Genomic DNA, 26,742 nt, shown 5'->3' with positions numbered 1-26,742 from the left:
ACGCCTCCGCCCCGGACTGGCGGTTCTCGCTGAAAGGATTCACCGATGCGACTCGACAGACGCCAGTTCACCGCCGTGGCCGCTGCAACCGGCGCCGCCGCGATGGCCCCGTGGGCCGCCGTGCAGGCCCAGGCCACCCCGGCCGCGCTCGACGCCTTGCACGCGGCGGCGCGCAAAGAGGGCGAGCTCACCTGGTACATCGTGTACCTGCCGTCCGAAGACGCCGAAAACCTGGCGCGCACCTTCACGGCCCGCTACCCCGGCGTGAAGGTGAACGTGGTGCGCACGACCGCGCAGGTCGCCTTCCAGCGCCTCAACCAGGACCTGCAGGCCAAGACCGCCAACTGCGACGTGTTCTCTTCGACCGACCTCGCGCACTACCTCGACCTCAAGCAGCGCAAGCTGCTGCTCAGGCACACGCCGGGTGCCGCCGCGCAGATGGACAAGCGGCTGCAGAACCTCGACCCCGAGGGCTACTTCCACGTCGCCAGCGTCTCGATGGTCGGGCTCATCTACAACACCACCAAGGTCAAGCCCGAAGACGCGCCCAAGAGCTGGAACGACCTCACCGACCCCAAGTGGCGCGGCCTCGCGTCGGTCGGCCACCCGGGCTTCAGCGGCTTCGTCGGTGCCTGGGCCATCGAGATGAAAAACCTCTACGGCGCCGGCTGGTTCAAGAAGCTGGCCGACAACAAGCCGCAGGTGGGCCGCTCGATCATCGACACGGTGACCACGCTGACCTCGGGCGAGCGCCTGATCGCCGCCGGGCCGATCAATCTGGCCGCGATGGGGGCGGCCAAGGGCAACCCGCTGGGCGTGGTCGCGCCGAAAGAAGGGCTGGTGCTGATGACCTCGCCCTCGGCCATCATGGCCAACGCGCCGCACCCCAACGCCGCCAAGCTGTTCATGGAATTCCTGATCGGCAGCGAAGAGGTGGACAAGCTCTCGTACGAGCGCTTCGGCATCCCCAAGCGCGCCGGCGCCAAGCCGCGCCCGGGCGTGCTGGGGCTCGACGACGCGCCCAAGCTGCTGCGCGCCTCGGCGCCCGAGGTGGTCGAGGGCCTGCCCGACGTCGTCGATCTCTGGCGCGATGCTTTCGGCGTCTGACGCCGCGCTGGCGGCTCCCGCCGTGCGCGCCCGCATGCCCAGCCGCTGGGCCGACCCGGCGCTGTGGCTGTTCGGCGTGCTGATCGTGCTGCTGGCCTTTCTGGTGGCCAACCCGATCCTGCGGCTGATCTGGGACAGCGTGGCCGCCAGCGACGGCGGCCTCACGCTGCGCCACTACGCGGCCGCCTTCGGCCGCAGCCGCCATGTGCAGGCGATGCTCAATTCGCTGATGCTGGGCGGCGCCGTCACGGGCATCGCGCTGCTGCTGGGCGTGCCGCTGGCGTTGGCCGTGTCGCGCACCAACATGCCCGGGCGCCAACTCACGCACCTGAGCGTGCTGGCGGCCTTCGTGATGCCCAACTTTTTGGGCGCCATCGCGTGGATTCTTCTGGCCGGGCCCAACGCCGGCTGGCTCAACCGACTGTGGGTCGAGCTCTTCGGTGGCGAGCGCGGCCCGCTCAACATCTTCAGCTTCTGGGGCCTGGCCTTCGTGATCGCGCTGTACACCTTTCCGTTGGTGTACGTGTTCACCAAGTCGGCGCTCGACCTCGTCTCGACCGAGCTCGAAGACGCGGCCGCCATCCACGGTGCCGGCAAGCTGCGCACGCTGACGCGCGTGACGCTGCCGCTGGTGCTGCCGTCCATCCTGGGCGCGGCGATCCTGATCTTTCTCGAATCGGTGGCGCTGTACGGCACGCCGGCGCTGATCGCCATTCCGGCCGGCATCAACCTCGCCACCACGCAGATCGCGACCTTCTTCGAGTACCCGTTGCGCATCAACGCGGCGGCGGCGTTCGCGATGCCCATCCTGCTGCTCACGGTCGTGCTGCTCTTGCTGCAGCGCCGGCTGCTGTCGCGCAAGGGCTTCGTCTCGGTGTCGGGCAAGGGCGGCGAGCGCCGGCCCTTCGACATCGGCCTGTGGAAGTGGCCGCTGATGGCCTACGCCGGCCTGGTGGCGCTGATGGCGGTGCTGATGCCGCTGGTCATCCTGCTGCTGGCTTCGGTGTCGAAGGCCTGGGGCCGGGGCATCGCGAGCGGCAACCTCACGCTCGCCAACTACCACGACATCTTCTTCCAGCAGGTCACGGTGCGCTCGGCGCTGATCAACACGGTGCTGTACTCGGGCGCGACCGCGCTGGTGTGCGTGGGCGCCGGGCTGTGCGTGGCCTATGCGGTGCAGCGGCGCATCACGCCGTTTCCGGGCGTGGTGCAGTTTCTGGCGCTGGCGCCGGTGGCGGTGCCGGGGTTGATCCTCGCCATCGGCCTCTACGCCGCGTACGCCGGGCCGCCGTTCTCGCTGTACGGGCTGGGCGCGCTGATCGTGGTGGCCTTCACCACGCGCTTCCTGCCAATCGCGGTGACGGCGCTCGGCGCCTCGGTGCGATCGCTCAACCCCGAGCTCGAAGAGGCCGTGCGCGTGCTGGGCGGCGGCCGGCTCACGGTGCTGGCGAAGGTGGTGTTCCCGCTGCTGAAGAAGACGCTCGCGGGCGTGTTCATCCTGGTCTTCGTGATCTGCACCAAAGAGCTGTCCACGGCGGTCTTTTTGACCGGCCCGCAGTCGCGCGTGGTGTCGGTGCTGACGCTCGACCTGAGCGAGCAGGGCAACTACGAGACGCTGGCGGCGATGGGCGTGGTGCTGGTCGTCATCACCACGCTGGTGGTGGCCGCCGGCATGCGCATCGCGGGGCGAGATTTCATGCTGCGTCGCGCATGACCTCGGGTGGTCAACAGCTTGGCAAAGAGGCTTCCATGTCGAAACTCACCCTCCACCACGTCCACAAGGCCTACGGCGCCGTCAAAGTCGTCGAAGACTTGAGCCTGTCGCTCGCCAAGGGCGAACTGGTCACGCTGCTCGGGCCTTCGGGCTGCGGCAAGACGACCACGCTGCGCATGATCGCGGGCTTCATCGAGCTGAGTGCCGGCCGCATCGCCATCGACGGCACCGAGATCTCGGGCGCGAAGCGCACCGTGCCGCCCGAGCACCGCGGCATGTCGATGATCTTCCAGAGCTACGCGATCTGGCCGAACATGACGGTGTTCGAGAACGTCGCCTTCGGCCTCAACGTGCGCCGCACGCCGGCCGACGAGCTGAAGCGCCGCGTCCAAGAAATGCTCGATGTGGTGAAGCTCGGCGCGCTCGCGCAGCGCTACCCGGCCGAGCTGTCGGGCGGCCAGCAGCAGCGCGTGGCGCTGGCCCGCGCGATGGTCGTGCGGCCCGAGGTGCTGCTGCTCGACGAGCCGCTGTCGAACCTCGACGCCAACCTGCGCGAAGAGATGGCGAGCGAGATCCGCCGCCTGCACGACGAGTTCAAGTTCACCACCGTGTACGTCACGCACGACCAGTCGGAAGCGATGACGATTTCGGACCGCATCGCCGTGCTCAACCTCGGTCGGCTGGAGCAGATCGACACGCCGTGGAACCTCTACAACCGGCCGAAGACGCCCTTCGTCGCCGGCTTCATCGGGCAGACCAACCTGATCACCGGCGAGTTGCGCGCCGGGCAGATCACGCTGGCCGGCCTGCCGGGTGCGGTGCCGCTGCCCGATGCAAACAACGAGACCCGCCAGGCGCAGGTCTCGGTGCGCCCGCAATCGCTGACGCTCGGCGCGCCTGCGAACGGTTCGGTGGCGATGGGCCCGGTGTCGGTGGTCGCCCGCACCTACCTCGGCGAGTACTGGGACTACCTTGTGCGCCCGCTCAACGGCGGCGATGCGCTGAAGGTGCACGCCGCGCCCAACCACGTGTTCGAGGTGGGCCACGAGTCGGTGCTGTCGATCGACCCGAGCGGCGTGGCGGTGGTGAGTTGAAGCAGAAGAAAGAACAACACGTGAGACCTGAAAGAACCCCCATGCAAGCACGCGCACACGGCCTCTCGCGCCGCCACTGGATGCTCTCGGCCGCGGCCACGACCGGCCTGTTGATGTCGAACCGGACGCATGCCATGACCGACGACCCCATCTTCTCGACCGTCGAAACCGCCGATGGTCAGGTGCGTGGCCTCAAGTCGGGCGGCGTGCACGTCTTCAAGGGCCTGCGCTACGGCGCCGACACCGGCGGCGCCAACCGCTTCATGCCGCCGCAGCCCGTGGCCAAGTGGGCCGGCGTGCGCGACGCCACCGCCTATGGCAACTACGCGCCGCAGATGCCGACCGACCGCCGCCACGCGTACGCCGACCTGATCGCCTACGACCTGCAGCCCGGCGGCATGGGCGAAGACTGCCTCGTCATCAACCTCTGGACCCCCTCGCCCAGCAAGAGCGCCAAGCGCCCGGTGCTCGTGCACCTGCACGGCGGCGGCTTCTACGCGGGCTCGGGCAACTCGCCGCAGTTCGATGGCGAGATGCTTGCGCGCTTCGGCGACGCGGTCGTCATCACGCTGAACCACCGCCTCGGCTCGTTCGGCTTTCTCAACCTCGCGGGCGTGGGCGGCGAGCGCTACGCGCAGTCGGGCGCGGTGGGCATGCTCGACATCGTGGCCGCACTCAAATGGGTGCGCGACAACGTCGAGGCCTTCGGCGGCGACCCGAACCGCGTGCTGGTGTTCGGTCAGTCGGGCGGTGGCCTGAAGGCCGGCACGCTGATGGCGATGCCCTCGGCGCAGGGGCTGTACCAGCGCGCGGGCGTGATGAGCGGTTCGGGCCTGAAGATGATGCCGCCCGAGATGTCGGCCGACATCGCCGACAAGTTCTTGATGATGCTGGGCATCGACAAGACCTCGCTCGACCGCCTGCACACGCTGCCGATGCAGCAACTGCTGGCCTTGCAGATGGTGTTCGAGGGCGTGGACCGGCAAAAGGGCGAGGCGCCGCGTGCGTTCTCGCCCACGGTCGATGGCATCGCCCTGCCACGCCACCCCTTCGACCCCGACGCGCCCGGCGTGTCGGCCCAGGTGCCGATGATCGTCAGCACCGTGCTCGACGAGCGCTCGTACCGCCAGGCCAACTTCAAGCTCGACGACGCCGGCCTGCTGAAGTTCGCCGAAGACAAGATCGCCGGCCGCAAGGGACTGGACGCGAAGCAACTCGTCGCCATGTACCGCGCCGAAGACCCGCAGGCCACGCCGTTTCTGCTGCAGGCGCGCCTCGACACCGACAGCAGCTTTCGCCTCGGCGCCCATTTGCAGGCCGACCGCAAGGCGGCCTTGCCCGGCAGTGCGCCGGTGTGGACCTACCTCTGGAAGACCCCCAGCCCGGCCTTCGGCGGCCGCATGGGCGCAACGCACGGGGTGGACATCGGCCCGAGCCTGCACGACATCCGCCACGGCCTCAACGGCCCGAGCGAACTGCAACTCGGCCTGGCCGACCAACTGGCGAGCGCCTGGGTCGCCTTCGCCGCGACCGGTGACCCCAACAACGCGCGCACGCCGGCCTGGGCGCCCTACACCGAGGCGAAGCGCACGACGCTGGTGTTCGATGGCGACGCCTCGCGCACCCGCGCCCAAGACGACCCGCGCCAGGCCTTCCGCGAGTACTGGATGACCCGTTGAGCGCGGCCCCCCATTGATCGGCTTTCGAGCATGTCCACGCCCATGACCCACGACACCACGCTGCCCCTGTCCCGCTACAAGGTGCTCGACCTCACCGTGGCCCGCGCGGGGCCGGCGGCCGTGCGGCTGCTGTCCGATTGGGGCGCCGAGGTCACGCGCATCGACCCGCCGCCCCCGCGCGACCCGGGGTCGGTGACGGGGCGCCGGCGCGGGTCCGACGAACAGAACCTGCACCGCAACAAGCGCAGCCTGTGCCTCGACCTCAAGTCGGCGCACGGCGCGAAGCTGCTGCGGCAGTTGATCGAACGCAGCGACGTCGTGGTCGAGAACTTTCGGGCCGACGTGAAGACGCGCCTCGGCCTCGACTACGAACAGCTCCGGCAGATCAACCCGGGCATCGTGCTCGCCAGCATCTCGGGCTTCGGGCAGGACGGCCCCTACAGCGACCGCCCCGGCGTCGACCAGATCGTGCAAGGCATGAGCGGCCTCAGTTCGGTGACGGGCGCGCCCGGCGGCGGCCCGGTGCGCACGGGCATCGCGATCTCTGACACCACGGCCGGCATGTTTCTCGGCCAGGGCATCTTGCTCGCGCTGCTGCACCGGGCGCACACCGGCGAAGGCCAATGGGTGCACACCTCGCTGATCGAGGGCATGCTGAACAAGCTCGACTTCCAGGCCTCGCGCTACACGGTCGATGGCGTCGTGTCTGAACAGCAGGGCAACGGGCACCCGACCATCGTGCCCATGGGCACCTACCGCGCGCGCGACGGCCACGTCAACATCGCGCCGGCCACCTCGCGCATGTGGAACGGCTTCTGCGAGGCGCTGGGCGCTCAGGCGCTGCTGGCCAAACCCGAGTACGCAAGCGTGGCTTCGCGCCAGCAGCACCGCGAGCAGATCGACGCCGACATCAACGCCGTGACCGAGCAGTTCGACATGGCCGACCTGGTGGAGCGGCTCAACAAGGCCGGCGTGCCCTGTGGGCCCATCTTCAACATCGGCCAGGCCTTCGAAGACCCGCAGGTCAAGCACCTGCGCATGACGCGCCCGGCCACGCACCCGCTGCTGGGCGAGTTGCAGCTGATCCGCTCGCCGATCAATTTGTCGAAGTTTCCGCACCCCGAGCGCTTTCACCACGCCGGGCCCGACCCCGGCGAGCAGACCGACGAACTGCTGCGCGAGCTGGGCTACGACGACGCGGCCATCGCGGCGCTGCGCGCCGAAGGGGCGGTGGCATGAGTCGGTCAGGCCGCCCCATCGCGCTCGTCACCGAGAAGGTGCTCGCCGAGGTGCGCGAGGGCGTGGGCTGGCTCACGTTCAACCACCCCGAGCGGCGCAACGCCGTGTCGCTGGAGATGTGGCAGGCCCTTGGCGACGCCGCCCACGCCTTCGAGGCCGACCCCGAGGTGCGCGTCGTGGTGATGAGCGGCGCGGGCGGGCGTTCGTTCGCCGCCGGGGCCGACATCTCCGAGTTCGAAAAGGTGCGCGCGAATGCGCAGCAGAAAGAGGCCTACGCGCAGATCGCCGGCCGTGGGCAGAAGGGCCTGGCGCGCCTGAGCAAGCCGCTGATCGCGATGATCGAAGGCCATTGCATCGGCGGTGGGCTCGCGCTGGCGCTGTCGGCCGACGTGCGCTTTGCGACGGCCGGCTCGCAGTTCGGCATCCCGGCGGCCAAGCTGGGCCTGGGCTACGAGTACGCCGGTGTGGCCGCGCTTGCTCGCCTCGTCGGGCCTTCCGCCGCCAAAGACCTGCTGTTCAGCGCCCGCCTTCTCGACGCGGCCGAAGCGCTGCGCCTGGGCCTCGTCAACACCGTGTGTGCCGACGGCGAGCAACTGCGCCAGCAGGTGCACGACTACGCCCAGCGCATCGCGGCCAACGCCCCGCTGACCGTGCATGCCGCCAAGGCGGCGGTGCAGGCCTTCGAGCGCTACTCGCTGAGCGCCGACCGCGCCGACATCGACCGCCTGGTGGACCGCTGCTTCGACAGCGACGACTACCGCGAAGGCCGCCGCGCCTTTCTTGAAAAACGCACGCCCCGCTTCAGCGGGCGCTGACCTGTGACCGCACCATGACGATGGCCCCCCCCGACCTCTCGATCGACGGCCCCGTGGCCGACATCACGCTGCGGCGCCCGGCGCAGGCCAACCGGCTGGAACCCGAAGACCTGGCCCTGCTGCTCGACCACATCGCCGCCGTCAACGCGCGGCCGGAGGTGCTGGTGCTGCGCCTGCGCGCCGAGGGCAAGTACTTCTGCAGCGGCTACGACCTCACGCGCATGAGCGGCTCGCGCCACGTGCCCTTCGAAGACGTGGTCAACGCCGTCGAAGACGCACGCCCCGTGACGATGGCCGTGCTGCAAGGCCCGGTGTACGGCGGCGCGACCGACCTCGCGCTGGCCTGCGACTTTCGCCTCGGCGTGCAGGGCATCGACATGTTCATGCCGGCGGCACGCCTGGGCCTGCACTTCTACCGGCGCGGGCTGGAGCGCTACGTCAGCCGCCTGGGCCTCGACCACGCCAAGCGCCTGTTTCTCACCGCCGAACGCATCGACGCCGATGCGATGAAGGCGATGGGTTTCCTGACCGACCTCGACGAAGACCTCACCGCGATGCAGGTGACGGTCGAGCGGCTGACCACCACGCTGAAGGCCATGGCGCCGCTGCCCTTGCTGGGCATGAAGAAGCACCTCAACCGCATCGCCCGCCAGGCGCTCGACCCGGAGGAGCTGCGGCAAGACATCGTGGCCGCCGCCAAGTCAGAGGACTTGCGCGAGGGTGTGACGGCCTGGTCCGAGAAGCGGGTGCCGCGCTTTCAGGGTCGCTGACGGCTGCGGGCGAAGCGCGCGATGCTGCGGCCTGGCGCCTCGGCCGTCACTGCAGCGGCTGCATGCCGGTGTCGGTGCCTTCGAGCACGGCATCGACCACCGCGAGCAGCTGGTTCACGCTCACCGGCTTGGTGAGGTACTGCTCGGCGCCGGCTTGCAGGGCGATGTCGATCTGCGCGGGCAGGGCGTCGGCCGACACCACCACCACCGGGATGCCGGCGGTGCGCGGGTCGGCCTTCAGGTGGCGCAACAGCTCCATGCCGTCGATGTCGGGCAGGTGCATGTCGAGCAGGATCAGATCGGGCCGCCGGTGGCGGATGCGCGCGAGGCCGTCCAGCCCCGTCAACGACACGTCGAGCTGCACCTGCGGCCGTCGCGAGAGGATGCCGCGCATCACCTCGACGTTGGTCTCGTTGTCTTCGACGTAGTGCACCGTGCGCTGGTGGTAGTTGCTGCCTGCGGGCGCGGCCGGTGGCGGGGGCTCGATTTCGGCATCGGTGCTCTCGGCGCGCGGCAGCGTGAGCACGAACGACGAGCCCTCTCCGGCCGTGCTGCGCGCGCGCAGCGCCCCGCCCATCAGTTCGGCCAGGCGCTGGCTGATGACCAGGCCGATGCCGGTGCCTTCCATCGACGAGCGTTCGCGGCCCAGCCGGTTGAAGGGCTGGAAGAGCTGTGCGAGCTGGTGCGCCGTCATGCCCAGGCCGGTGTCGGTGACGGTGATCTCGACCATGTCGCGCGGCAGCGTGCGCGCGGCGATGTGGATGCGGCCGCCGTCCACGTTGTACTTGACGGCGTTGCTCAGCAGGTTGGTCAGGATCTGCTTCACGCGCGTGGCGTCGCCCGTGACACGCGGCACGTCGTCGGGCAGTTCGAGGCTGAGGGTCAGGTTGCGGCGCTGGGCGTCGCGCTCGACCATCGCGCGCGTCGCAGCGACGATCTCGCGCAGGTCGAGCGCGTCGGCCTGCAGGCTCAGCGTGCCCGACTCGATGCGCGACAGGTCGAGCACGTCGTTGATCATGTCGAGCAAATGCCAGCCGGCGTTTTGAATCTGCGTGACCCAGGGGCGCTGCGACTCGGGCAGCGGGTGCGCCTGGTCGAGTTCGAGCAGCTGTGCAAAGCCGAGCATCGCGTTCAGCGGCGTGCGCAACTCGTGGCTCATGCGCGAGAGGAAGTCGCTCTTCGCGCGGTTGGCGACCTCGGCCACCTCGCGCGCGCGCTCGGCCTCGGCCAGACGCATGTGCTCGGTGATGTCTTCGACCACGGCCACGATGCGGCGTGGGCGGCCCTGCAGGTCGCGCAGCAGGGTCACGATCGACTGCACCCACACCATGCGCCCGTCGCGCGTGAGGTAGCGGCCCTGGCGGCGGTACATCGGGATCTCGTCGCGCACCAACTGCTCGGCCAGCGGCGCATCGTTCTCGCGGTCGTCGGGGTGGGTCAGGGTCGCGACGTTCATGCCGCTCAACTCGTCGGCCGTGTAGCCGGTCAGCTGGCAAAAACGCGGGTTCACCTGTTTCACGTTGCCGTTGAGGTCGGTGTAGACCACGCCGATCGGCACGTTGTTGAGGATGTTGCGGAAGCGCTGTTCGCTTTCGCGCAGGTCGGCCTCGGTCTGCTCGCGCTCGGCGATCTCGCGCTGCAAGGCGGTGGTGCGCTCTTTCACCGCCACCTCGATGCGGCGCGTGCGGCCGGTCACACTGAGCAGCAGGGCGCCGAGCATCGCCGTGGCGAGCAACGCGACCAGCGAGTAGGGCAGGGCATTGCGCTCGCGGGCGTCGGGCACGTCGGCATGCTGGGCGCTGATGCGCAGCTCCCACTGGCGGCCCGAGAAGGCCAGTGGTCGCGTGTGGCTCAGCTCGGGCGATTGGTCTTCGCAGCCCTTCGGCCCGGCGAGGCGGCGCCGCTCGACGCCGGGGTCGGTGTCGAGCAGGCACACGCGCAAGTAGGCCGGCAGGCTGCTGTGCATGGCAGCCATGGCGTCTTCCATGCGCAGCGTGGCAAAGACCAGCCCGCGCGCGGCGGCCCGCCGTTCGGCCTCGGTCGCAGGCGCACCTTCATAGACCGCGTGGTAGATCACCAGGCCGGTCTGATCACCCGTTTCTTGGGTGAGGCGAAAGCCCGCGCTGGCCGCCGGCCGGTCGGTGCGAATCGCCGCGTCGATGGCATCGCGCGCCTGCGGCACCGAGCGTGCGTTGACCCCCAGCGCGGCGCTGTTGGTGCCTCGCGGTTCGATGTAGCGCACCACCGCCATCGGGTCCGGCGGTGGCTGGCCGTTTGGGGTGTCGCGGTCGAACACGCGGTAGCCCGGTTGCGCATCTTCGCGCCGCACCTTGTCTTCGAACGACTGCTTCTCGCTGCGCGGCAGCAGCACAGCCCAGCCGATGGCCTGGAGGTAGCCCTCGGGCAGCAACCAGGTCGCGCTGGCGCGGCGCATCTCGTCTTGCGACACCTGCACGGACGCCACGAACACCCCGTGCACCGCTTGCAGCGCGTGCAGCGGGCTTTGCAACTGTGCCGCGAGCGTGGCGGACGCGTGCACCGCGTCGCGCTCGAAGGTGGCTTGCACGCGGTCTTCTTCCCACAGGGCGACCTGCTTGATGCTCAGCGCCATCAGCAGCGTCGCCACCACCAGGGTCAGGCCGATGGACCGGCGGCGGGGCACCCAGTCTTCTTGCGGCTGGCCGACGAGGGTCAGCGCGATGGGCGCTGCGATCAGGACGCCCAGCGTGTCGCCGGCCCACCAGGTCCACCAGGTGAACAGCATCTCGGTGGCGGGCTGGCTGGCGAGGCGTTCGAGGGCGAAGACGGCCAGCGTCGCGTTGGCCAGGCAGGCCACGGCCCCGCCCAATCCGAAGAACACGAGGATGTCGCGCAGCTCACTCAAGCGCAGCGGCTGCGACACGAAGCGCTTCACCAGCCACGCGCCGACGCCAGCCTGCACCATCGCGCCCAGGCCGATGACGGCCGGCAGCACCAGGGCCGAGAGGGCGATCACGCCGCGGTCGGCCCCGAGGATCAGGTTGACTGCGAAAGAGCCCAGCGCGACCGCCGGCAGCATGCGCCAGCCGAACACCAGCACGCTGGCGAGCGCGATGCCGGCCGAGGGGTAGAGCGGAGAAGCGTAGCCCGGGGGAATTGCCAGCCACAGGGACACCCAACCGATCACGGCATAGGCGACCACTGTGCCCAGAAAGGCCAGCAACCAATGCGGTGGGGGGCGTTGTGACGCAGGCGTCATTCAGTGGGGGCTGCGGTGGTGCATTGAGGGTTTTCTCTGACAACACGCGTGGCGCGTTGCGAGAGCAAGCACCAACCCCGCAGCCTACCACCGCTGGTCGAGCCCGCAAGGCAATTTGGACGTGCGTACAACACCGCGGCACCGCCTTTGGCGCGCCGCCGCGGTGTCACGAAAGCGAGGCTTATGGATTCAGGCCCAAAGGCACGAGCGAGTTTTCTCGGCCCGGCGAGAACCAGTGGGTGGTTCGCAGGGTTTGGCCCTGTGTGCCGCTGACGTGCAGGAGCCGGCCACCCTGCCCGCCGATGCCCTCGCTGCCATAGCCCCAAAGGTCGGTGCGGCCCGCCGCGACGCGGCCGATGGCCCGCGTGGTGCCGGTGTCGAATTCGTGCGAACGCACGGTCCCGTCCGCGCTCAGCGACACCAGGTAGCGAACGTCGCCCTCGGTGAAGGCCCCCGCACCGACGCTGTCGATTTCACCGATGTATTGCGCGCCATCGGGCAGGTAATTCACCGGGCTGCCACCCATGACCGGCACCGACCAGGCGCGAGTGGGCGTGTCGAAGGTGAACGTGCTGTAGTAGACCCGACCGTTGGCCACGCACCAGGCATCGCCGATCGTGGCCGACTCGACCGACTGCGCCACGGCCACGGGCGTGCCGCCGGCCTTGGGCATGCGCCAGATGCCGCTCGTGCCGTCGTGGGCGCGCTGCAGCACGACCAGCTGGTCGTTGGTCTGGCCGACCAGGCTCAGGCTGCTGGGTGATGAAGCCGGCACCGTGCCGACCTGCTGCGAGTTTGTGGCGCCGGACAGCCGGTAGACCGACGGCCCGTCCGTAAAGTACAGCACGCCGTTGTCATGGCGCGCGCGGCTCGCGTCGAGCGGGGCTTGCGTCCCGCTGACCGTGGACACCGTGTGCAGCGGGCCCGAGATCGCCGCGCCGCTGTCGTTCCAGGTCAGGCGCCGCAGGGTGCTGTTGACTTCGAGGTAGTGCGCGTTGGTGGCGGTCGCCTCCGACGCGGGGAAGGCGAATGCTGCCGTCGAGACCGAGCCGCCGGTCGGCACCTCGCCTCCTGCGGCCAGTTCGGCGCTGTACAGGCGCAGCCGCCGGTTGATCGCAGACGAGGCGTCCAGCATCAGGAAGTGCAGCAAACGCAGGTTGGCGACGTCGTACAGCGGCTCGACCACCGACACGCCCAGCGGCAACTGAAGCGGTGCCTGCGTCTCGGCGGAGCCGCTGCGGACGAAGGCGTGCAGGTTGTCCTGCGTGCTGGCGCAACTGCCATCGGCGCCGGCCATCGACACGTGCACCCAATCGGCATGGCCATCGGCCGCCAAGGCGTAGGCGCCCTCGATGCCGCAAGCGTTGGTGAGCGATGAGATGCGGCGGCTGCGGGTGACGTCGGCCCGTCGCATGCTGACTTCGAACAGCTGGCCCTGGTCCAGGTGATAGAGCCGGCGCATCACATAGCGGCTGGGCGTGCCGTTGGCCCGGCGCCCGGTCGCTTCGAAGCCGAAGCCGTAGCTGCGCCACTCGGAAACGATCGACAAGCGCGCGGCCGATGGCGTGGCCGGGTCGTAGAGGTTCAGGGTGATCGTGCCGCTCTGGACATCGTCGTACTCATGGGTCACCTCGAGCGTGTCCTGCGGTACTTGAGGCGGGGGGGCGATGTCGTCGCCACTGCCTCCGCCGCCACAGCCGGTCACCAGCGCCAGGGTGCAAGCGCCCACCGCTCGCTTCAGGTGATTGCGGGCCTGCGCCAGGCGCGCATGGACGATGGTCTTCATGTGAACCCCTCCCTTGAGCATGGCGCGCTGCGTTCGGCCTGGCCGAACGGCAGCACGCGGCGGATCAGGGCCCGCAGCCTCTTGCGTGGGCTGCGTGGCGCTGCCAGTGGTCAGACGTTGAACAGGAAGTTCAGCACGTCGCCGTCCTTCACGACGTATTCCTTGCCTTCGGCGCGCATCTTGCCGGCGTCTTTCGCGCCTTGTTCGCCCTTGTAGGCGATGAAGTCGTCGAAGCCGATGGTCTGCGCGCGGATGAATCCGCGCTCGAAGTCGGTGTGGATGACACCTGCCGCCTGCGGCGCGGTGTCGCCGATGTGGATGGTCCAGGCGCGCACTTCCTTCACGCCGGCGGTGAAGTAGGTTTGCAGGCCCAGCAGCTTGAAGGCTGCGCGGATCAGCCGGTTCAGGCCCGGTTCCGTCTGCCCCATCTCTTGCAGGAAGAGCAGCCGGTCGTCGTCGCTCATCTCGGCGAGTTCGGCCTCGGTCTTGGCGCAGATGGCGACCACCGGGGCGTTCTGGCCGGCGGCGTATTCGCGCAGTCGTTCGAGGTAGGGGTTGTTCTCGAAGCCGCCTTCATCGACGTTGCCGACGAACATCGCCGGCTTGGCCGTGATCAGGCACAGCGGCTTGAGCACCACCAGCTCTTCCTTGCTGAACGCGATGCCGCGCACGGGCTTGGCCTGGTCGAGCGCCGCCTGGCACTTTTGCAGCACGTCCACCAGCTTGGCGGCCTCCTTGTCGTTGCCCGACTTCGCGGCCTTGATCGAGCGCTGCAGCGTCTTCTCGACTGTGGCCAGGTCGGCCAGGCACAGCTCGGTCTGGATGACCTCGATGTCGGCGATCGGGTCCACCTTGCCGGCCACGTGGATCACGTTCTCGTCGTCGAAGCAGCGCACCACGTTGACGATGGCGTCGGTCTCGCGGATGTGCGCGAGGAACTGGTTGCCCAGGCCTTCACCCTTCGAGGCCCCGGCCACGAGGCCGGCGATGTCCACGAACTCGACGATGGCCGGCACGATGCGCTCGGGCTTGACGATGGCCGACAGCTGCGCGAGCCGCGGGTCGGGCAGTTCGACCACGCCCACATTGGGCTCGATGGTGCAGAACGGGTAGTTCTCGGCGGCGATGCCCGCTTTCGTCAGGGCGTTGAAGAGGGTGGACTTGCCCACATTGGGCAGGCCCACGATGCCGCATTTGAGGCTCATGGCAGGCTTTCGCGTGTTCGGGGGAAAGGAGGGATTTTAGGAGAGCGTCCCAACGCGCCCGCCCGACCCCACGCGGTACCCGGTTTGAGGCGCCCAGCCTGTCAACCTTGACAGGGTGGCCTTGGCGCGCGAAGCCGGGCGGCGGGGCTATGCTGGACCTCGCCTCTGCACCTTTGCCATGCCGTCGCCCACACCGCACGTGACACCTTCGAACTCGATTGCCATCGTCCGGCACAAGGTCTCGGCCTGGGGGCTCGAAGCGGCGGCGGTGCTGCTGTTGCTCGCCACCGGCTGGGGCTACCTCGAATGGGTCGAGCGCCGCACCCTCGCCAAACTCGAAACTGTTCTCGCGCAGGAGCAGCTCGCCGGGCGTCGGCAGCTCGAAGGCTGGATGCGCGACCGCGTGGCCCAGGCCCAGTCCTGGGTGATGCGTGGCGACGTGCAGGCGCTGACGCGCGAACTGCTGGCGCGCCGCAATGCTCCCGCCACCGAACTGGCCAAGCTGCCTGCACTCGCTGCCTTGCGGGCCGAGTTCGGCCAGTACCAGGGGCGGCAGGGCACGCCGGGCTTCTTCATCGTCTCGCCCGAGGGCCGCAACCTCGCCTCGGTGGTCAACGACAACCTCGGCATGCGCAACCTCACCTGGGACGAACCGGAGTTCGTGCGTGCGATCCGGCTGAAGGGGGCGGCCCTGAGCCCGTTGATGCAGTCCGACGTGCCGCTCGAAAACGTCGGCGCGGTGCTCGACGACAAGCCGATGACGCTGTTCGTCGGCGTGCCGATCCGCATCGAGGGCGATGCGCCCGCCGCCTACTTTCTGCTGCGCCTGAACCCCGCGAGCCTGCTCGCGCAACAGGGTGGCACGCGCTTCGGGGTTTCCGGCATCAGCTACCTGGTGGACCAGTTCGGCCGGCTGCATGCCGACCGCGCGTGGATCAACATGGACCTCGCCGAGAGCGGTCTGCACAGCGAGGCCTTCCGTGGCCGCAGCTACTTGTTTGCCCGCGACCCGGGGCACAACCTGTTCGACCCGGCGCCGGGGGCCACGCACGGCGCGCGCGAGGGCTTGCCGCTCACGCAGTCGGCGCGGCAACTGCAGGTGGGCGATGGCCAGTCGCTGGAGCCCTACCGCGACCATCGCGGCGTGCGGGTGGTGGGCGGCTGGCGCTGGAGCGACACGCTGGGCCTGGGCGTGGTCACCGAGCTGTCGGCCGACGAAGCGTTCGCGCCGTTGACCGAAGCGCGCCAGCACGTGCTGGTGGTGGCCTTCGTGCTGGTCGGCGCGGTCGTTTTGCTGCTGTTCTGGCGACTGCGTGAATCGCGCCGGCTCATGCAAGAGGCCATGCTGCGCGCCGAGGCGGCCAGCCGGGCCAAGGGCGTGTTCCTCGCCAACATGAGCCACGAGATCCGCACACCGCTCAACGCGGTGCTGGGCATCGCGCACCTGCTGAGCACCACGCCACTGGCGCCCACCCAGCGCGAGTACCTCGACATCATCAGCAACTCGGGGCAGACGCTGCTGGGCATCCTCAACGACATCCTCGACTACTCGAAGGTCGAGGCCGGCAAGCTCGAACTGGCCACGGCCGAGTTTTCGTTGCACGGACTGATCGACACCCTGGCGTCGATCATGTCGATCAACGCGGCGCCGAAAGACCTGGAGCTGATCGTCGGCATCGAACCCGACGTGCCGTCGCAGCTCATCGGCGACTCGCACCGGCTGCTGCAGATCCTCATCAACCTGACCGGCAACGCGATCAAGTTCACCGCGCAGGGTGAGGTGGTGGTGCACGTGCGGCGCGAGCCTTGTGCCGAGCTGCCGGGGGCCGAACCGCAGGTGCGCGTGCGCTTCGAGGTGCAGGACAGCGGTGTCGGCATCCCGCCCGAAAAGACGGCGCAGCTGTTCGCACCATTCGTGCAGGCCGATGCGCAGGTGGCACGCAGCTTTGGCGGCACCGGGCTCGGCCTGGCCATCTGCAAGCGGCTGGTCGAGCTGATGCAGGGCGAGATCGGCGTGGACAGCACCGAAGGGCAGGGCAGCAGGTTCTGGTTCGTGGTGCCGATGCGCGTTGCGGCCGAGCCGGAGCGCACCGCTGCCAAGCTGCCGGGCCAGATCAGCCGGGCCCTGGTGGTGGACGACAACCCGATGGCGCGCGAGTTCGTCAGCAAGAGCGTCGATCGCCTGGGCTGGAATGCGACCGAGGTCGAGTCCGGCGCTGCCGCCATCGTCGAGTTGAGCGATCGCCACCAGCGCGAGGCCGAGGCCTTCGACGTGCTGCTGATCGACTGGAAGATGCCCGGCATGGACGGCCTGGAAACCAGCCGCGCCGTGCGAGCCATCGAAGGCATGGCGCAGCCGCCCATCGTGATCATGGTCACTGCTTTCGGCCGCGAGCAGGTGATGAAGTCCGGCGGGGCTGACGTCATCGATGCCGTCATCAGCAAGCCGGCGACGCCCTCGAAGATCCTCGACGCCGTGATGGAGGCACAGGCCAAGCGCCACCCCGGCCTGCCCGCTGCGGGCCCCGGCTATGCGCCGGCGCGTGTGGTCAATCGGCTGAAGGGGCTGCGCATCCTGCTGGTCGAAGACAACTTCATCAACCAGCAGGTCGCACGCGGCGTGCTCTCGGCGGAGGGCGCGCTCGTCTCGACGGTGGACCATGGCCAGGCCGCGATCGACGCGTTGGTTCGCCACCCGGCGGCCTTCGACCTCGTGCTGATGGACGTGCAGATGCCGGTGATGGACGGCCTGGAAGCCACGCGCCGCCTGCGCCGCGAGCACGGGCTCTCGCTGCCCATCGTGGCCATGTCGGCCGGCGTCATGGCCGAAGAACGGGCGCTGTGCGCCGAGGCCGGCATGAACGGCTTCATCCCCAAGCCGCTGGAGCCCAGGGTGGTCGTGCAGATCATTCGCTCGCTCAAGCTGCGGCCGGCCGCAGCGCCCGTCGCCGCGCGACCCGGCGGGGCCGACGACGAGCCGCCTGCCAGCGGCAGTGCCCTGGCCATCGACGGCCTGGATGTGGCGGAACTCGAGGTCGCCTTGAACGGCAACCGGGCGGCGGTGACGCGGCTGCTCGACCGCATGGAGCACGAGTGCACCCAGGCCGTGGCCGATCTCGAACGCTCGCTGGCGGCCGCTGATTGGGTCGAGTTCGCGGCCGTGGTGCACGGGTTCAAGGGTGTGGCCGCCAACATGCGCGCCCGGGCCTTGGCCAAAGAGGCCGAGGCGCTGGAAGCCGCCTTGCGCGAGGGCGACGGCACCGCGCTCGGGCGCCTCTTCCCGCCCTTCCGCGACCAGGTGCTGGCGCTGCGCGACCGCCTGCAAGAGGCCCGCGCACCGGCGATGTGAAGGCGCCGCGGGCGGTCAGGCGCGGGGGCGTGTCTCGGGCTGGAAGCGGTCCACCGCGTCGGTGATCAGCCCGTCGATGCCGGCCGCGATCAGGCGCTGCGCCTCGGCCGGCTCGTTGACCGTGTAGGCCAGCACGCGCAGGCCGTCCGCATGCAGGCGGGCGATGCGCGCAGCGTCGGCCAGCCGGCGGTTGAACACCACCGCCACGCAGCCCAGGCGCCGGGCTTCGTCTTCCCAGCCTTCGCGCAGCTCGTCGAGCAGCAGCGCGCGGGGCAGGGCCGGCACCGCGGCTTGCGCCGCCGCCAGGGCGTCCGGCTGAAACGAGCTGAGCAGCGGCGGCACGTCGGCACCCGCCCACAGGCGCGCGGCCTCGTGGGCGACGACGCGGCCGGTGTCGGTCTCTTGGCCCGGCGTGGGCTTGATCTCGATGTTGAGCGCGCAGCCCGTGGCCCGGCAGAAGCGGGCGATGGCTTCCAGGCGGGGGAGGGGCTCGCCCGCGTAGGCCGCGCTGTGCCAGGCGCCGGCGTCGAGCCGCGAGAGCGCGTCCCACGAATGGCTGGAGGCGAGGCCCCGGCCACCGGCGGTGCGGTCGAGTTCGGCGTCGTGCAGCAGGAAGGGCTGGCCGTCGAGGCTGAGCTTCACGTCGCACTCGAAGGCGCGGTAGCCGTGGCCCGCCCCCACGCGAAAGGCCGCCAGGGTGTTTTCGGGGGCGAGTTTGCCGGCGCCCCGGTGGGCGATCCAGAAGGGGTAGGGCCAGGGTGTCATGGCCGCAAGGGTAGGCCAGCCCCTCGGACCTCGGGGCGGTCGCGGCTCTCGGGTTAACCCTCGCTGCACCCAGGGGCCGGGCCCGGCCGAAGAGGTGCCCTGCGTTACCATTCGCGTCTAAGTGCACCCCCAGGCGGCTCCGCCTGACGTCCATGAACGCACCCATCCCCCTGAACCAGATGTCTGCCGCGGTCGAAGCGGCGCATGCAGCACCCCGGCTGCGTGAGATCCCCTACAACTACACCTCGTTCTCGGACCGCGAGATCGTCATCCGCATCCTCGGCTCGCGGGCCTGGGAACTGCTGAGCCGCCTGCGCGAAGAGCGCCAGACCGGCCGCTCGGCGCGCATGCTCTACGAGGTGCTGGGCGACATCTGGGTGGTGCAGCGCAACCCGTACCTGCAAGACGACCTGCTCGACAACCCCAAGCGCCGCAAGCTGCTGATCGAAGCGCTGCACCACCGCCTGGGCGAGGTGCAGGCGCGCCGCACGCCGGGCGCCGACGCTGAACGCGATGCGTCGGTGGGCGAACTGCTGAAGGCTGCGACGGCGGCGGTTCACAGCTTTGCCGACCAGTTCGAGCGCATGGCCGAGTTGCGCCGCCGCACCACCAAGCTGCTGGGCCGCCACACCGCCAAGGACAACATCAAGTTCGACGGCCTCTCGCGTGTGTCGCACGTGACCGACGCGACCGACTGGCGCGTCGAGTACCCCTTCGTCGTGCTCACGCCCGACACCGAGGCCGAGATGGCCGCGCTGGTGAAGCACTGCATTGAACTCGGCCTGACGATCATCCCGCGTGGGGGCGGCACCGGCTACACCGGCGGCGCCGTGCCGCTGGTCTGGAACAGCGCCGTCATCAACACCGAGAAGCTCGAAGCGATGACCGAGGTCGAGATGGTCCAGCTGCCCGGCCTGGACCGGCCGGTGGCGACCATTTGGACCGAAGCCGGCGTCGTCACGCAGCGCGTGGCCGATGCCGCCGAGCGCGGCGGCCACGTCTTCGCGGTGGACCCGACCTCGGCCGAGGCCTCGTGCGTGGGCGGCAACGTCGCCATGAACGCCGGCGGCAAGAAAGCCGTGCTGTGGGGCACGGCGCTCGACAACCTCGCCTCGTGGCGCATGGTCACGCCCGAAGCCAAGTGGCTCGAAGTCACGCGCCTCGACCACAACCTCGGCAAGATCCATGACGTCGAGTTGGCGCGCTTCGAACTGAAGTATTTCGACGCCTCGGGCAAGAAACTCGAACGCACCGAACAGCTCGACATCCCGGGCCGGGTCTTCCGCAAAGAAGGCCTCGGCAAGGACGTCACCGACAAGTTCCTCGCCGGCCTGCCGGGCATCCAGAAAGAAGGCTGCGACGGGCTCATCACCAGCTGCCGCTGGATCGTGCACAAGATGCCGGCCCACACGCGCACGGTGTGCCTTGAGTTCTTCGGCAACGCGAAAGACGCCGTGCCGTCGATCGTGGACATCAAGGACTTCATGTTCGACCTGGCCAAGCGCGGCGGGGTGGACATGGAAGGGCGTGGCCCCTCCCCCGTCCTGCTGGCCGGCCTCGAACACCTCGACGACCGCTACCTGAAGGCGGTGGGCTACGCCACCAAGAGCAAACGCGGCGGCCTGCCGAAGATGGTGCTCATCGGCGACATCGCCGGCGACGACCCCGACGCGGTCGCGCGCGTCACCAGCGAAGTCGTGCGCCTGGCCAATGGCCGTGCGGGCGAAGGCTTCGTGGCCGTAAGCGCCGACGCGCGCAAGAAGTTCTGGCTCGACCGCAAGCGCACCGCGGCCATCAGCAAGCACACCAACGCGTTCAAGGTGAACGAAGACGTGGTGATCCCGCTGCCACGCATGGGCGAGTACACCAACGGCATCGAGCGCATCAACATCGAGCTGTCGCTGCGCAACAAGCTGGCGCTGGTGGACGCGCTCGAGAACTTCTTCTTGAAGGGCAACCTGCCGCTGGGCAAGAGCGACGACGCGGGCGAGATCGCCTCGGCCGAACTGCTCGAAGACCGCGTGCAGCAGGCCCTGGCGCTGCTGCGCGAGGTGCGCGACCTGTGGCAGCAGTGGCTCAACAACCTCGACGTGCCGCAAGCCGGCGGCCGCAGCTTCTTCGAAGACCTGCAAGACCACACGCTGCGCGCGTCGTGGAAGACGCAGATCCGCGCGAAGCTGCAATCCATCTTCGCCGGCTCGGCGCTCAAGCCCATCGTGGACGAGTGTCAGCGCATCCAGAAAGAGGTGCTGCGCGGCCGCGTGTGGGTGGCGCTGCACATGCACGCCGGCGACGGCAACGTGCACACCAACATCCCGGTCAACAGCGACAACTACGAGATGCTGCAGACGGCGCATGAGGCGGTCGCACGCATCATGAAGCTCGCGCGCAGCCTCGACGGCGTGATCTCGGGCGAGCACGGCATCGGCATCACGAAGCTCGAATTCCTGACCGACGACGAGATCGCCAACTTCACCGCCTACAAGCAGAAGGTGGATCCCGAAGGCCGCTTCAACAAGGGCAAGCTGCTGCGCGACAGCGTCTTCGACGGCGTTTCGCTGAAGGCCGACCTGACCAACGCCTACACGCCGAGCTTCGGCCTGATGGGGCACGAGTCGCTGATCATGCAGCAGAGCGACATCGGCGACATCGCCGCGTCGATGAAAGACTGCTTGCGCTGCGGTAAGTGCAAGCCGGTGTGCGCCACGCACGTGCCGCGCGCCAACCTGCTGTACAGCCCGCGCAACAAGATCCTCGCGACTTCGTTGCTGGTCGAGGCCTTCCTGTACGAAGAGCAGACGCGCCGTGGCGTCAGCATCAAGCACTGGCAAGAGTTCGAAGACGTGGCCGACCACTGCACCGTTTGCCACAAGTGCCTGAACCCGTGCCCGGTCAACATCGACTTCGGCGACGTGTCGATGAACATGCGCAACCTCTTGCGCAAGATGGGGCAGAAGAGCTTCCGCCCGGGCAACAAGGCGGCGATGTTCTTCCTGAACGCCACCAACCCCGAGACCATCAAGCTGATGCGCACGGCGATGGTCGATGTGGGCTTCAAGGCCCAGCGCACCGCTAACAACCTGCTGCGCAGCCTGGCCAAGAAGCAGACCGCCGCGCCGCGCGCCACGGTGGGCACGGCGCCGATCAAAGAACAGGTCATCCACTTCATCAACAAGAAGATGCCGGGCGGCCTGCCGAAGAAGACCGCGCGCGCGTTGCTCGACATCGAAGACAAGGACTACGTCCCGATCATCCGCAACCCGAAGGCGACGACGGCCGACACCGAGGCGGTCTTCTACTTCCCGGGCTGCGGGTCTGAGCGCCTGTTCTCCCAGGTCGGCTTGGCCACGCAGGCGATGCTGTGGCACGCCGGGGTGCAGACCGTGCTGCCGCCGGGCTACCTGTGCTGCGGCTACCCGCAAAAGGGCAGCGGCCAGTTCGACAAGGCCGAGAAGATCATCACCGACAACCGGGTGCTCTTCCACCGCGTGGCCAACACGCTCAACTACCTCGACATCAAGACGGTCGTCGTGAGTTGCGGCACCTGCTACGACCAACTGCAGAGCTACCAGTTCGACAAGATCTTCCCGGGCTGCCGGATCATCGACATCCACGAGTTCCTGCTTGAAAAAGGCATCAAGCTCGGCGGCGCGGGCGGCTACCTGTACCACGACCCCTGCCACTCGCCGATGAAGCTGCAGGAGCCGATGAAGACGGTGAAGGCGCTGGTCGGCGACAACGTGCTCAAGAGCGAGCGCTGCTGCGGCGAGAGCGGCACGCTGGGCGTCACGCGGCCGGACATCTCGACGCAGGTGCGCTTCCGCAAGGAAGAAGAGCTGCGCAAGGACGAAGGCAAGCTGCGCGAACTGATGAAGGGCGCCGAGGGCGGTGCGGGCGCTGTGGCCGAGAAGGGCAACGTGAAGATCCTCACCTCGTGTCCGAGCTGCCTGCAAGGCCTCTCGCGCTACGGCAACGACCTCAACAACGGCCTGCTCGAAGCCGACTACATCGTGGTCGAGATGGCGAACCAGATCCTCGGCAAAGACTGGTTGCCCGAGTACGTGGCCCGCGCCAACGACGGCGGCATCGAACGCGTGTTGGTGTGAGCGCCGTGCAGCCGACATGACGACGAAGGCCGACGACTGCGAGCTGTGCCACGGCATCGGCGGCGTGCCGGTGGCGAGCGCGGCGCGCTGGCGTGTCATCCGCGTGGCGGACGCCGACTTCCCGGCCTTCTACCGTGTGGTCTGGAACGCGCACGTCGCCGAGTTCACCGACCTCGATCCGGCCTCGCGGGCCGAATGCCTCGACGTGGTCGCACGGGTCGAGACCGTGTTGCGCGAGCGCCTGTCGCCCACCAAGATCAACCTTGCCTCGCTGGGCAACATGGTGGCGCACCTGCACTGGCACGTCATCGCCCGCTTCGACTGGGACAGCCACTTTCCGCAACCCGTCTGGGGGCAGCGGCAACGCGAGGTGACGCCCGCGGCCGCGAGCCGCCTGGCGGTGTCGCTCGACGCACTCGACGATGCGGTGCGCGCCGTGCTGCCCCCCGCCCTGGACTGACACCGACACCATGGCCGGCCTGACCCGCAACACCCCGCAACCGACCGCCATCACCGTGCACGCGCAATCGCGCACGCTCGAAGTCAGCTTCGACGATGGCGCGAACTTTCACATTCCGTTCGAGCTGATGCGCGTGTACTCGCCTTCGGCCGAGGTGCAGGGCCACAGCCCGAGCCAGCACGTGCTGCAGACCGGCAAGCGCTTCGTCAACATCGACGCGCTGGAGCCGGTCGGCAACTACGCCGTGCAACCGACCTTCTCGGACGGCCACGCCACGGGCATCTTCTCGTGGGACCTGCTCTACAAGCTGGGCGCCGAGCAAGACCGCCTGTGGAGCGACTACGCCGAAAAACTGCGCAAAGCCGGCGTGCAGCGGGACGCCCCGATGGCCGCCCCGGCCAAGGGCTGCGGGTCGCACTGACGGCCGCCACGCGCACGACGACCCCGACATTCAGCGGAGACTGACCCATGAGCCAGACCCACTTCGGTTTCGAGACCGTTGACGAAAAGCAGAAGGCGACCCGCGTGAAGGGCGTGTTCGATTCGGTCGCGCGCAAGTACGACCTGATGAACGACCTGATGTCACTCGGCATGCACCGGGCCTGGAAGGCCTACACGGTGGCCGTGGCCAACCTGCGCGAAGGCGACAAGGTGCTCGACATCGCCGCCGGCACCGGCGACCTCACGCGCGCCTTCGCCCGCAAGGTCGGCGCGCGGGGCACCGTGGTGCACACCGACATCAACGAAGCCATGCTGCAGCAAGGGCGCAGCCGCCTCGAAGACGAAGGCGTGCTGCTGCCCACCGTGCTGTGCGATGCCGAGTCGCTGCCCTTCCCGTCGGGCCACTTCGACTTGGTGAGCGTGGCCTTCGGCCTGCGCAACATGACCCACAAGGACGTGGCGCTGGCCGAGATGTGCCGCGTGCTGCGCCCCGGTGGCCGCCTGCTGGTGCTCGAATTCTCGAAGGTCGCCGCTCCGCTGGAGAAGGCCTACGACTGGTACTCGTTCAAGGTGCTGCCGGTGCTCGGTCGCCTGGCCGCCGGCGACGCCGACAGCTACCGCTACCTGGCCGAATCCATCCGCATGCACCCGGGCCAGGCCGAACTGAAGGCCATGATGAAGACCGCCGGCTTCGGCCACGTGGACGTGCACAACCTCTCAGGCGGCGTGGTCGCCCTGCACGTGGGCATCAAGTGCTGAGGCGCACCACCTGATTCGCGCCACGCGCCGGGGCCGTTTGAGATGGCGTGACTTGTTCACGCTTCTCTTTGACGGGTGGCGGTCCGACCCCTGTTCAGGGGTTTCCCGCGTTTTCTTCATCACCGCTACACTTTCCCGGGCTCGAATGGCGGTATCCCGGCCGCTTGGCGTGGCTACCTCCGCGACGCTCGAATCCGCGCACGCCCGCCGTGCGACGGGCGGCCGACCCGGCCTCCTCACCGACTGCTCTGGGAATCTCCGAATGAATTTGATGCGCGATGGACAAGCTGTTGACCGGGCCCGCGGCATGACGCAACGTGCGCTGTGCTGGGCCGTGGCGGGCGTCGCCGTGGTGGCGCTGGCGGCTTGCGGCGACAAGAAAGACAAGCCGGCCACGCAGACGGCCGCCCGCGTGAACAAGGAAGAGATCACCGTCCATCAGATCAACTTCCTGCTGCAACAGCAGCGTGGGTTGCCGCCGGAGCAGGCCGCCGCCGCCGGCAAGTTGGCGCTCGAACGCCTGATCGAAGAGGAATTGGCGATCCAGAAGGCCCAGGAACTCAAGATCGACCGCGACCCGCGCGTCGTGCAGCAGATCGAGGCGGCACGCCGCTCGATCATTGCCCGCAACTATGCCGAGAAGATCGCCAACGGCGCGCCGAAGCCCTCGGAAGACGAGATCCGCAAGTACTACGACGACAAGCCGGCGCTCTTTAAAGAGCGCCGCGTCTACAGCCTGCAAGAGCTGATGGTCGAAGCCAAGCCCGAGCAACTGCCCGAGTTGCGCAGCAAGCTCGAAGCCGCGAAAGACATCGCCGAGTTCGTCGAGTACCTGAAGGCCAACAACTTCCGCCACGGCGGCAACCAGGCCGTGCGCACGCCCGAGCAGTTGCCCGAAGACGTGGTCAACAAGCTGGCCGGCATGAAGAAGGGCGAGTCGGTGTTCACCGCCATTCCGAACGGTGCTCGCATCGTCGTGATCGGCGATGCACGTGAACAACCGGTCGATGAGACCCGCGCGCGCCAGACGATCGAACAGATCCTGATGAACGAGCGCAAGCGCCGCATGGTTGAAGAAGACATCCAGGCCCTGCGCAAGGCCGCCGAGGTGAAGTACCTGGGCGACTATGCAGGCGGGCCGGCTGCCGCAGCCTCGGCGCCCAGTGCGACGATGCCGGCTTCGGGGGGACTGGTCACGGAACCGGTTGGAACGAACGTCGATCCAGGTGGGAAGGGCTCCAAGTGATGCGGGTTCGCAGGCAGCGGTCGGGATGTCGCTGCGAGCGGATGCCGGTCCGCCCGCACGGGGTGGTCGCTGTCATGGCGACCGCCGACCTCGATCTCTCACCGAAGGACCTTTGACCATGCCGATGACTTTCTCCCTTGTTCGCTCCTGGCTGTTGTCTTTGTTGCTCGGCGTCGCCGGGCTGGTGCCGGCGTTCGCACAGTCGGCCCCCGCGGCTTCGGGTGGCCCGGCACGCAACGCCGAGCACATCCTGGGTGCCGGCGACGTGGTCCGCATCACGGTGTTCCAGAACGCCGACCTCACGCTCGAAACCCGCATCACCGAGCTCGGCGACATCAGCTTTCCGCTGATCGGCACGGTCAAGCTCGCCGGCCTGTCGGTCACTGGCGCTCAAGAAAAGATCGCCAAGCAGCTGCAGACCGGCAAGTTCGTGCTCAACCCGCAGGTCAACATCGCGCTGGTGCAGGTGCGCAGCAGCCAAGTGTCGGTGCTGGGGCAGGTCGCCCGGCCCGGCCGCTACCCGATCGAGGCGGTGAACACCAAGGTGTCGGAAATCATCGCGGTGGCCGGTGGCGTGCTGCCGGCGGGCGCCGACATCATCTCGCTGTCGGGCACGCGTGACGGCAAGCCGGTCAAGCTCGACATCAACCTGCCGTCCATCCTGCAGGCCGGTCGTTCGGACCTCGACATCCCGGTCGCCAACGGCGACATCATCTATGTGGACCGCGCGCCGACGTTTTACATCTATGGCGAAGTGCAGCGCCCCGGCGCGCAGCGCCTGGAGCCTGGCATGACCGTGATGCAGGCCCTGGCACTGAGCGGCGGCCTCACGCAGCGCGGCACCGAGCGCGGCATGCGCATCCACCGGCGTGACGCGGCCGGCAACGTCCAGATTCTCCAGCTGAAGATGAACGACCCGGTGCAGCGCGACGACGTCATCTACGTCAAAGAGTCGGTTTTCTGAGGATC

Annotated in this window: 18 protein-coding genes; 14 read left to right on the top strand and 4 right to left on the bottom strand. The window is 68.6% G+C overall.

Annotated elements, in window-relative coordinates; translation table 11 throughout:
- The first annotated feature begins 45 nt into the window (after positions 1–45).
- The 7 genes from AC1KAT_RS04620 to AC1KAT_RS04590 are packed head-to-tail and all read left to right on the top strand — an operon-like array spanning position 46 to position 8,418.
- On the top strand, positions 46–1,107 hold the full coding sequence (locus AC1KAT_RS04620) for an ABC transporter substrate-binding protein (RefSeq protein ID WP_480323257.1): 1,062 nt from the start codon (positions 46–48) through the stop codon (positions 1,105–1,107).
- Positions 1,091–2,821, top strand: a complete 1,731-nt coding sequence (locus AC1KAT_RS04615; RefSeq protein WP_480323255.1) for an ABC transporter permease — start codon at positions 1,091–1,093, stop codon at positions 2,819–2,821. The genes AC1KAT_RS04620 and AC1KAT_RS04615 overlap by 17 nt, the downstream gene beginning before the upstream one ends.
- 35 nt (positions 2,822–2,856) lie before the next feature.
- Positions 2,857–3,915 carry an ABC transporter ATP-binding protein gene (locus tag AC1KAT_RS04610; RefSeq protein WP_480323253.1) on the top strand — a complete coding sequence of 353 codons (1,059 nt, stop codon included), beginning with the start codon at positions 2,857–2,859 and terminating at the stop codon, positions 3,913–3,915.
- A 41-nt stretch (positions 3,916–3,956) separates the two neighbouring features.
- The gene (locus tag AC1KAT_RS04605) at positions 3,957–5,594 is read left to right on the top strand and encodes a carboxylesterase/lipase family protein (protein ID WP_480323251.1); all 1,638 of its coding nucleotides are present in this window, start codon (positions 3,957–3,959) and stop codon (positions 5,592–5,594) included.
- 42 nt (positions 5,595–5,636) lie between these two features.
- Complete coding sequence (locus tag AC1KAT_RS04600; protein ID WP_480323249.1) at positions 5,637–6,833, top strand: CaiB/BaiF CoA transferase family protein; 1,197 nt, start codon at positions 5,637–5,639, stop codon at positions 6,831–6,833.
- On the top strand, positions 6,830–7,648 hold the full coding sequence (locus AC1KAT_RS04595) for an enoyl-CoA hydratase (RefSeq protein WP_480323247.1): 819 nt from the start codon (positions 6,830–6,832) through the stop codon (positions 7,646–7,648). Before AC1KAT_RS04600 ends, AC1KAT_RS04595 begins: the two co-directional genes overlap by 4 nt.
- 20 nt (positions 7,649–7,668) lie before the next feature.
- A complete protein-coding gene (locus AC1KAT_RS04590) occupies positions 7,669–8,418 on the top strand; it encodes an enoyl-CoA hydratase/isomerase family protein (protein WP_480324301.1) in 750 nt (249 codons plus the stop codon).
- 46 nt (positions 8,419–8,464) lie between these two features.
- On the opposite strand, the gene AC1KAT_RS04585 is transcribed toward AC1KAT_RS04590, so the two are convergent.
- From AC1KAT_RS04585 to ychF, 3 genes are all read right to left on the bottom strand, one after another.
- Complete coding sequence (locus tag AC1KAT_RS04585) at positions 8,465–11,656, bottom strand: CHASE domain-containing protein (RefSeq protein ID WP_480323245.1); 3,192 nt, start codon at positions 11,654–11,656, stop codon at positions 8,465–8,467.
- A gap of 181 nt (positions 11,657–11,837) precedes the next feature.
- On the bottom strand, positions 11,838–13,442 hold the full coding sequence (locus tag AC1KAT_RS04580; RefSeq protein ID WP_480323243.1) for a hypothetical protein: 1,605 nt from the start codon (positions 13,440–13,442) through the stop codon (positions 11,838–11,840).
- Between the two features lie 110 nt (positions 13,443–13,552).
- Complete coding sequence (ychF, locus tag AC1KAT_RS04575; RefSeq protein WP_480323241.1) at positions 13,553–14,647, bottom strand: redox-regulated ATPase YchF; 1,095 nt, start codon at positions 14,645–14,647, stop codon at positions 13,553–13,555.
- A gap of 178 nt (positions 14,648–14,825) precedes the next feature.
- On the opposite strand from ychF, the gene AC1KAT_RS04570 reads away from it, so the two are divergent.
- Positions 14,826–17,996 carry a hybrid sensor histidine kinase/response regulator gene (locus AC1KAT_RS04570; RefSeq protein ID WP_480323239.1) on the top strand — a complete coding sequence of 1,057 codons (3,171 nt, stop codon included), beginning with the start codon at positions 14,826–14,828 and terminating at the stop codon, positions 17,994–17,996.
- 15 nt (positions 17,997–18,011) lie between these two features.
- Here AC1KAT_RS04570 and ugpQ read toward each other — a convergent pair whose 3' ends face one another.
- A complete protein-coding gene (gene ugpQ, locus AC1KAT_RS04565; RefSeq protein ID WP_480323237.1) occupies positions 18,012–18,761 on the bottom strand; it encodes a glycerophosphodiester phosphodiesterase in 750 nt (249 codons plus the stop codon).
- Positions 18,762–18,913: 152 nt separating this feature from the next.
- On the opposite strand from ugpQ, the gene AC1KAT_RS04560 reads away from it, so the two are divergent.
- From AC1KAT_RS04560 to epsE, 6 genes are all read left to right on the top strand, one after another.
- Positions 18,914–22,867, top strand: coding sequence for a DUF3683 domain-containing protein (locus tag AC1KAT_RS04560; RefSeq protein WP_480323235.1), 3,954 nt, complete (start codon positions 18,914–18,916; stop codon positions 22,865–22,867).
- Between the two features lie 16 nt (positions 22,868–22,883).
- A complete protein-coding gene (locus AC1KAT_RS04555) occupies positions 22,884–23,327 on the top strand; it encodes an HIT family protein (RefSeq protein ID WP_480323233.1) in 444 nt (147 codons plus the stop codon).
- Between the two features lie 10 nt (positions 23,328–23,337).
- Positions 23,338–23,748, top strand: coding sequence for a gamma-butyrobetaine hydroxylase family protein (locus tag AC1KAT_RS04550; RefSeq protein WP_480323231.1), 411 nt, complete (start codon positions 23,338–23,340; stop codon positions 23,746–23,748).
- Positions 23,749–23,795: 47 nt separating this feature from the next.
- Positions 23,796–24,527: a bifunctional demethylmenaquinone methyltransferase/2-methoxy-6-polyprenyl-1,4-benzoquinol methylase UbiE gene (gene ubiE / locus AC1KAT_RS04545; RefSeq protein ID WP_480323229.1), complete on the top strand. Its 732-nt coding sequence runs from the start codon at positions 23,796–23,798 to the stop codon at positions 24,525–24,527.
- A gap of 262 nt (positions 24,528–24,789) precedes the next feature.
- Positions 24,790–25,773, top strand: a complete 984-nt coding sequence (locus tag AC1KAT_RS04540) for an EpsD family peptidyl-prolyl cis-trans isomerase (protein ID WP_480323226.1) — start codon at positions 24,790–24,792, stop codon at positions 25,771–25,773.
- A gap of 124 nt (positions 25,774–25,897) precedes the next feature.
- A complete protein-coding gene (gene epsE / locus AC1KAT_RS04535) occupies positions 25,898–26,737 on the top strand; it encodes a polysaccharide export protein EpsE (protein ID WP_480323224.1) in 840 nt (279 codons plus the stop codon).
- The last annotated feature ends 5 nt before the right edge of the window (positions 26,738–26,742 follow it).

The sequence above is a fragment of the Piscinibacter sp. PDB5-1 genome (genome assembly GCF_056676035.1).
This window is presented reverse-complemented; position numbering and strand designations above follow the sequence as displayed.

Bases quoted from the DNA above. Each gene is read 5' to 3' on its own strand.
- AC1KAT_RS04570 (WP_480323239.1), top strand. From the start codon at position 14,826: ATGCCGTCGCCCACACCGCACGTGACACCTTCGAACTCGATTGCCATC.
- ychF (WP_480323241.1), bottom strand. From the start codon at position 14,647: ATGAGCCTCAAATGCGGCATCGTGGGCCTGCCCAATGTGGGCAAGTCC.
- AC1KAT_RS04580 (WP_480323243.1), bottom strand. From the start codon at position 13,442: ATGAAGACCATCGTCCATGCGCGCCTGGCGCAGGCCCGCAATCACCTG.
- ugpQ (WP_480323237.1), bottom strand. From the start codon at position 18,761: ATGACACCCTGGCCCTACCCCTTCTGGATCGCCCACCGGGGCGCCGGC.
- AC1KAT_RS04610 (WP_480323253.1), top strand. From the start codon at position 2,857: ATGTCGAAACTCACCCTCCACCACGTCCACAAGGCCTACGGCGCCGTC.
- AC1KAT_RS04620 (WP_480323257.1), top strand. From the start codon at position 46: ATGCGACTCGACAGACGCCAGTTCACCGCCGTGGCCGCTGCAACCGGC.
- AC1KAT_RS04585 (WP_480323245.1), bottom strand. From the start codon at position 11,656: ATGACGCCTGCGTCACAACGCCCCCCACCGCATTGGTTGCTGGCCTTT.
- AC1KAT_RS04590 (WP_480324301.1), top strand. From the start codon at position 7,669: ATGGCCCCCCCCGACCTCTCGATCGACGGCCCCGTGGCCGACATCACG.
- AC1KAT_RS04595 (WP_480323247.1), top strand. From the start codon at position 6,830: ATGAGTCGGTCAGGCCGCCCCATCGCGCTCGTCACCGAGAAGGTGCTC.
- AC1KAT_RS04600 (WP_480323249.1), top strand. From the start codon at position 5,637: ATGACCCACGACACCACGCTGCCCCTGTCCCGCTACAAGGTGCTCGAC.
- AC1KAT_RS04555 (WP_480323233.1), top strand. From the start codon at position 22,884: ATGACGACGAAGGCCGACGACTGCGAGCTGTGCCACGGCATCGGCGGC.
- epsE (WP_480323224.1), top strand. From the start codon at position 25,898: ATGACTTTCTCCCTTGTTCGCTCCTGGCTGTTGTCTTTGTTGCTCGGC.
- AC1KAT_RS04550 (WP_480323231.1), top strand. From the start codon at position 23,338: ATGGCCGGCCTGACCCGCAACACCCCGCAACCGACCGCCATCACCGTG.
- AC1KAT_RS04540 (WP_480323226.1), top strand. From the start codon at position 24,790: ATGAATTTGATGCGCGATGGACAAGCTGTTGACCGGGCCCGCGGCATG.
- ubiE (WP_480323229.1), top strand. From the start codon at position 23,796: ATGAGCCAGACCCACTTCGGTTTCGAGACCGTTGACGAAAAGCAGAAG.
- AC1KAT_RS04615 (WP_480323255.1), top strand. From the start codon at position 1,091: ATGCTTTCGGCGTCTGACGCCGCGCTGGCGGCTCCCGCCGTGCGCGCC.
- AC1KAT_RS04605 (WP_480323251.1), top strand. From the start codon at position 3,957: ATGCAAGCACGCGCACACGGCCTCTCGCGCCGCCACTGGATGCTCTCG.
- AC1KAT_RS04560 (WP_480323235.1), top strand. From the start codon at position 18,914: ATGAACGCACCCATCCCCCTGAACCAGATGTCTGCCGCGGTCGAAGCG.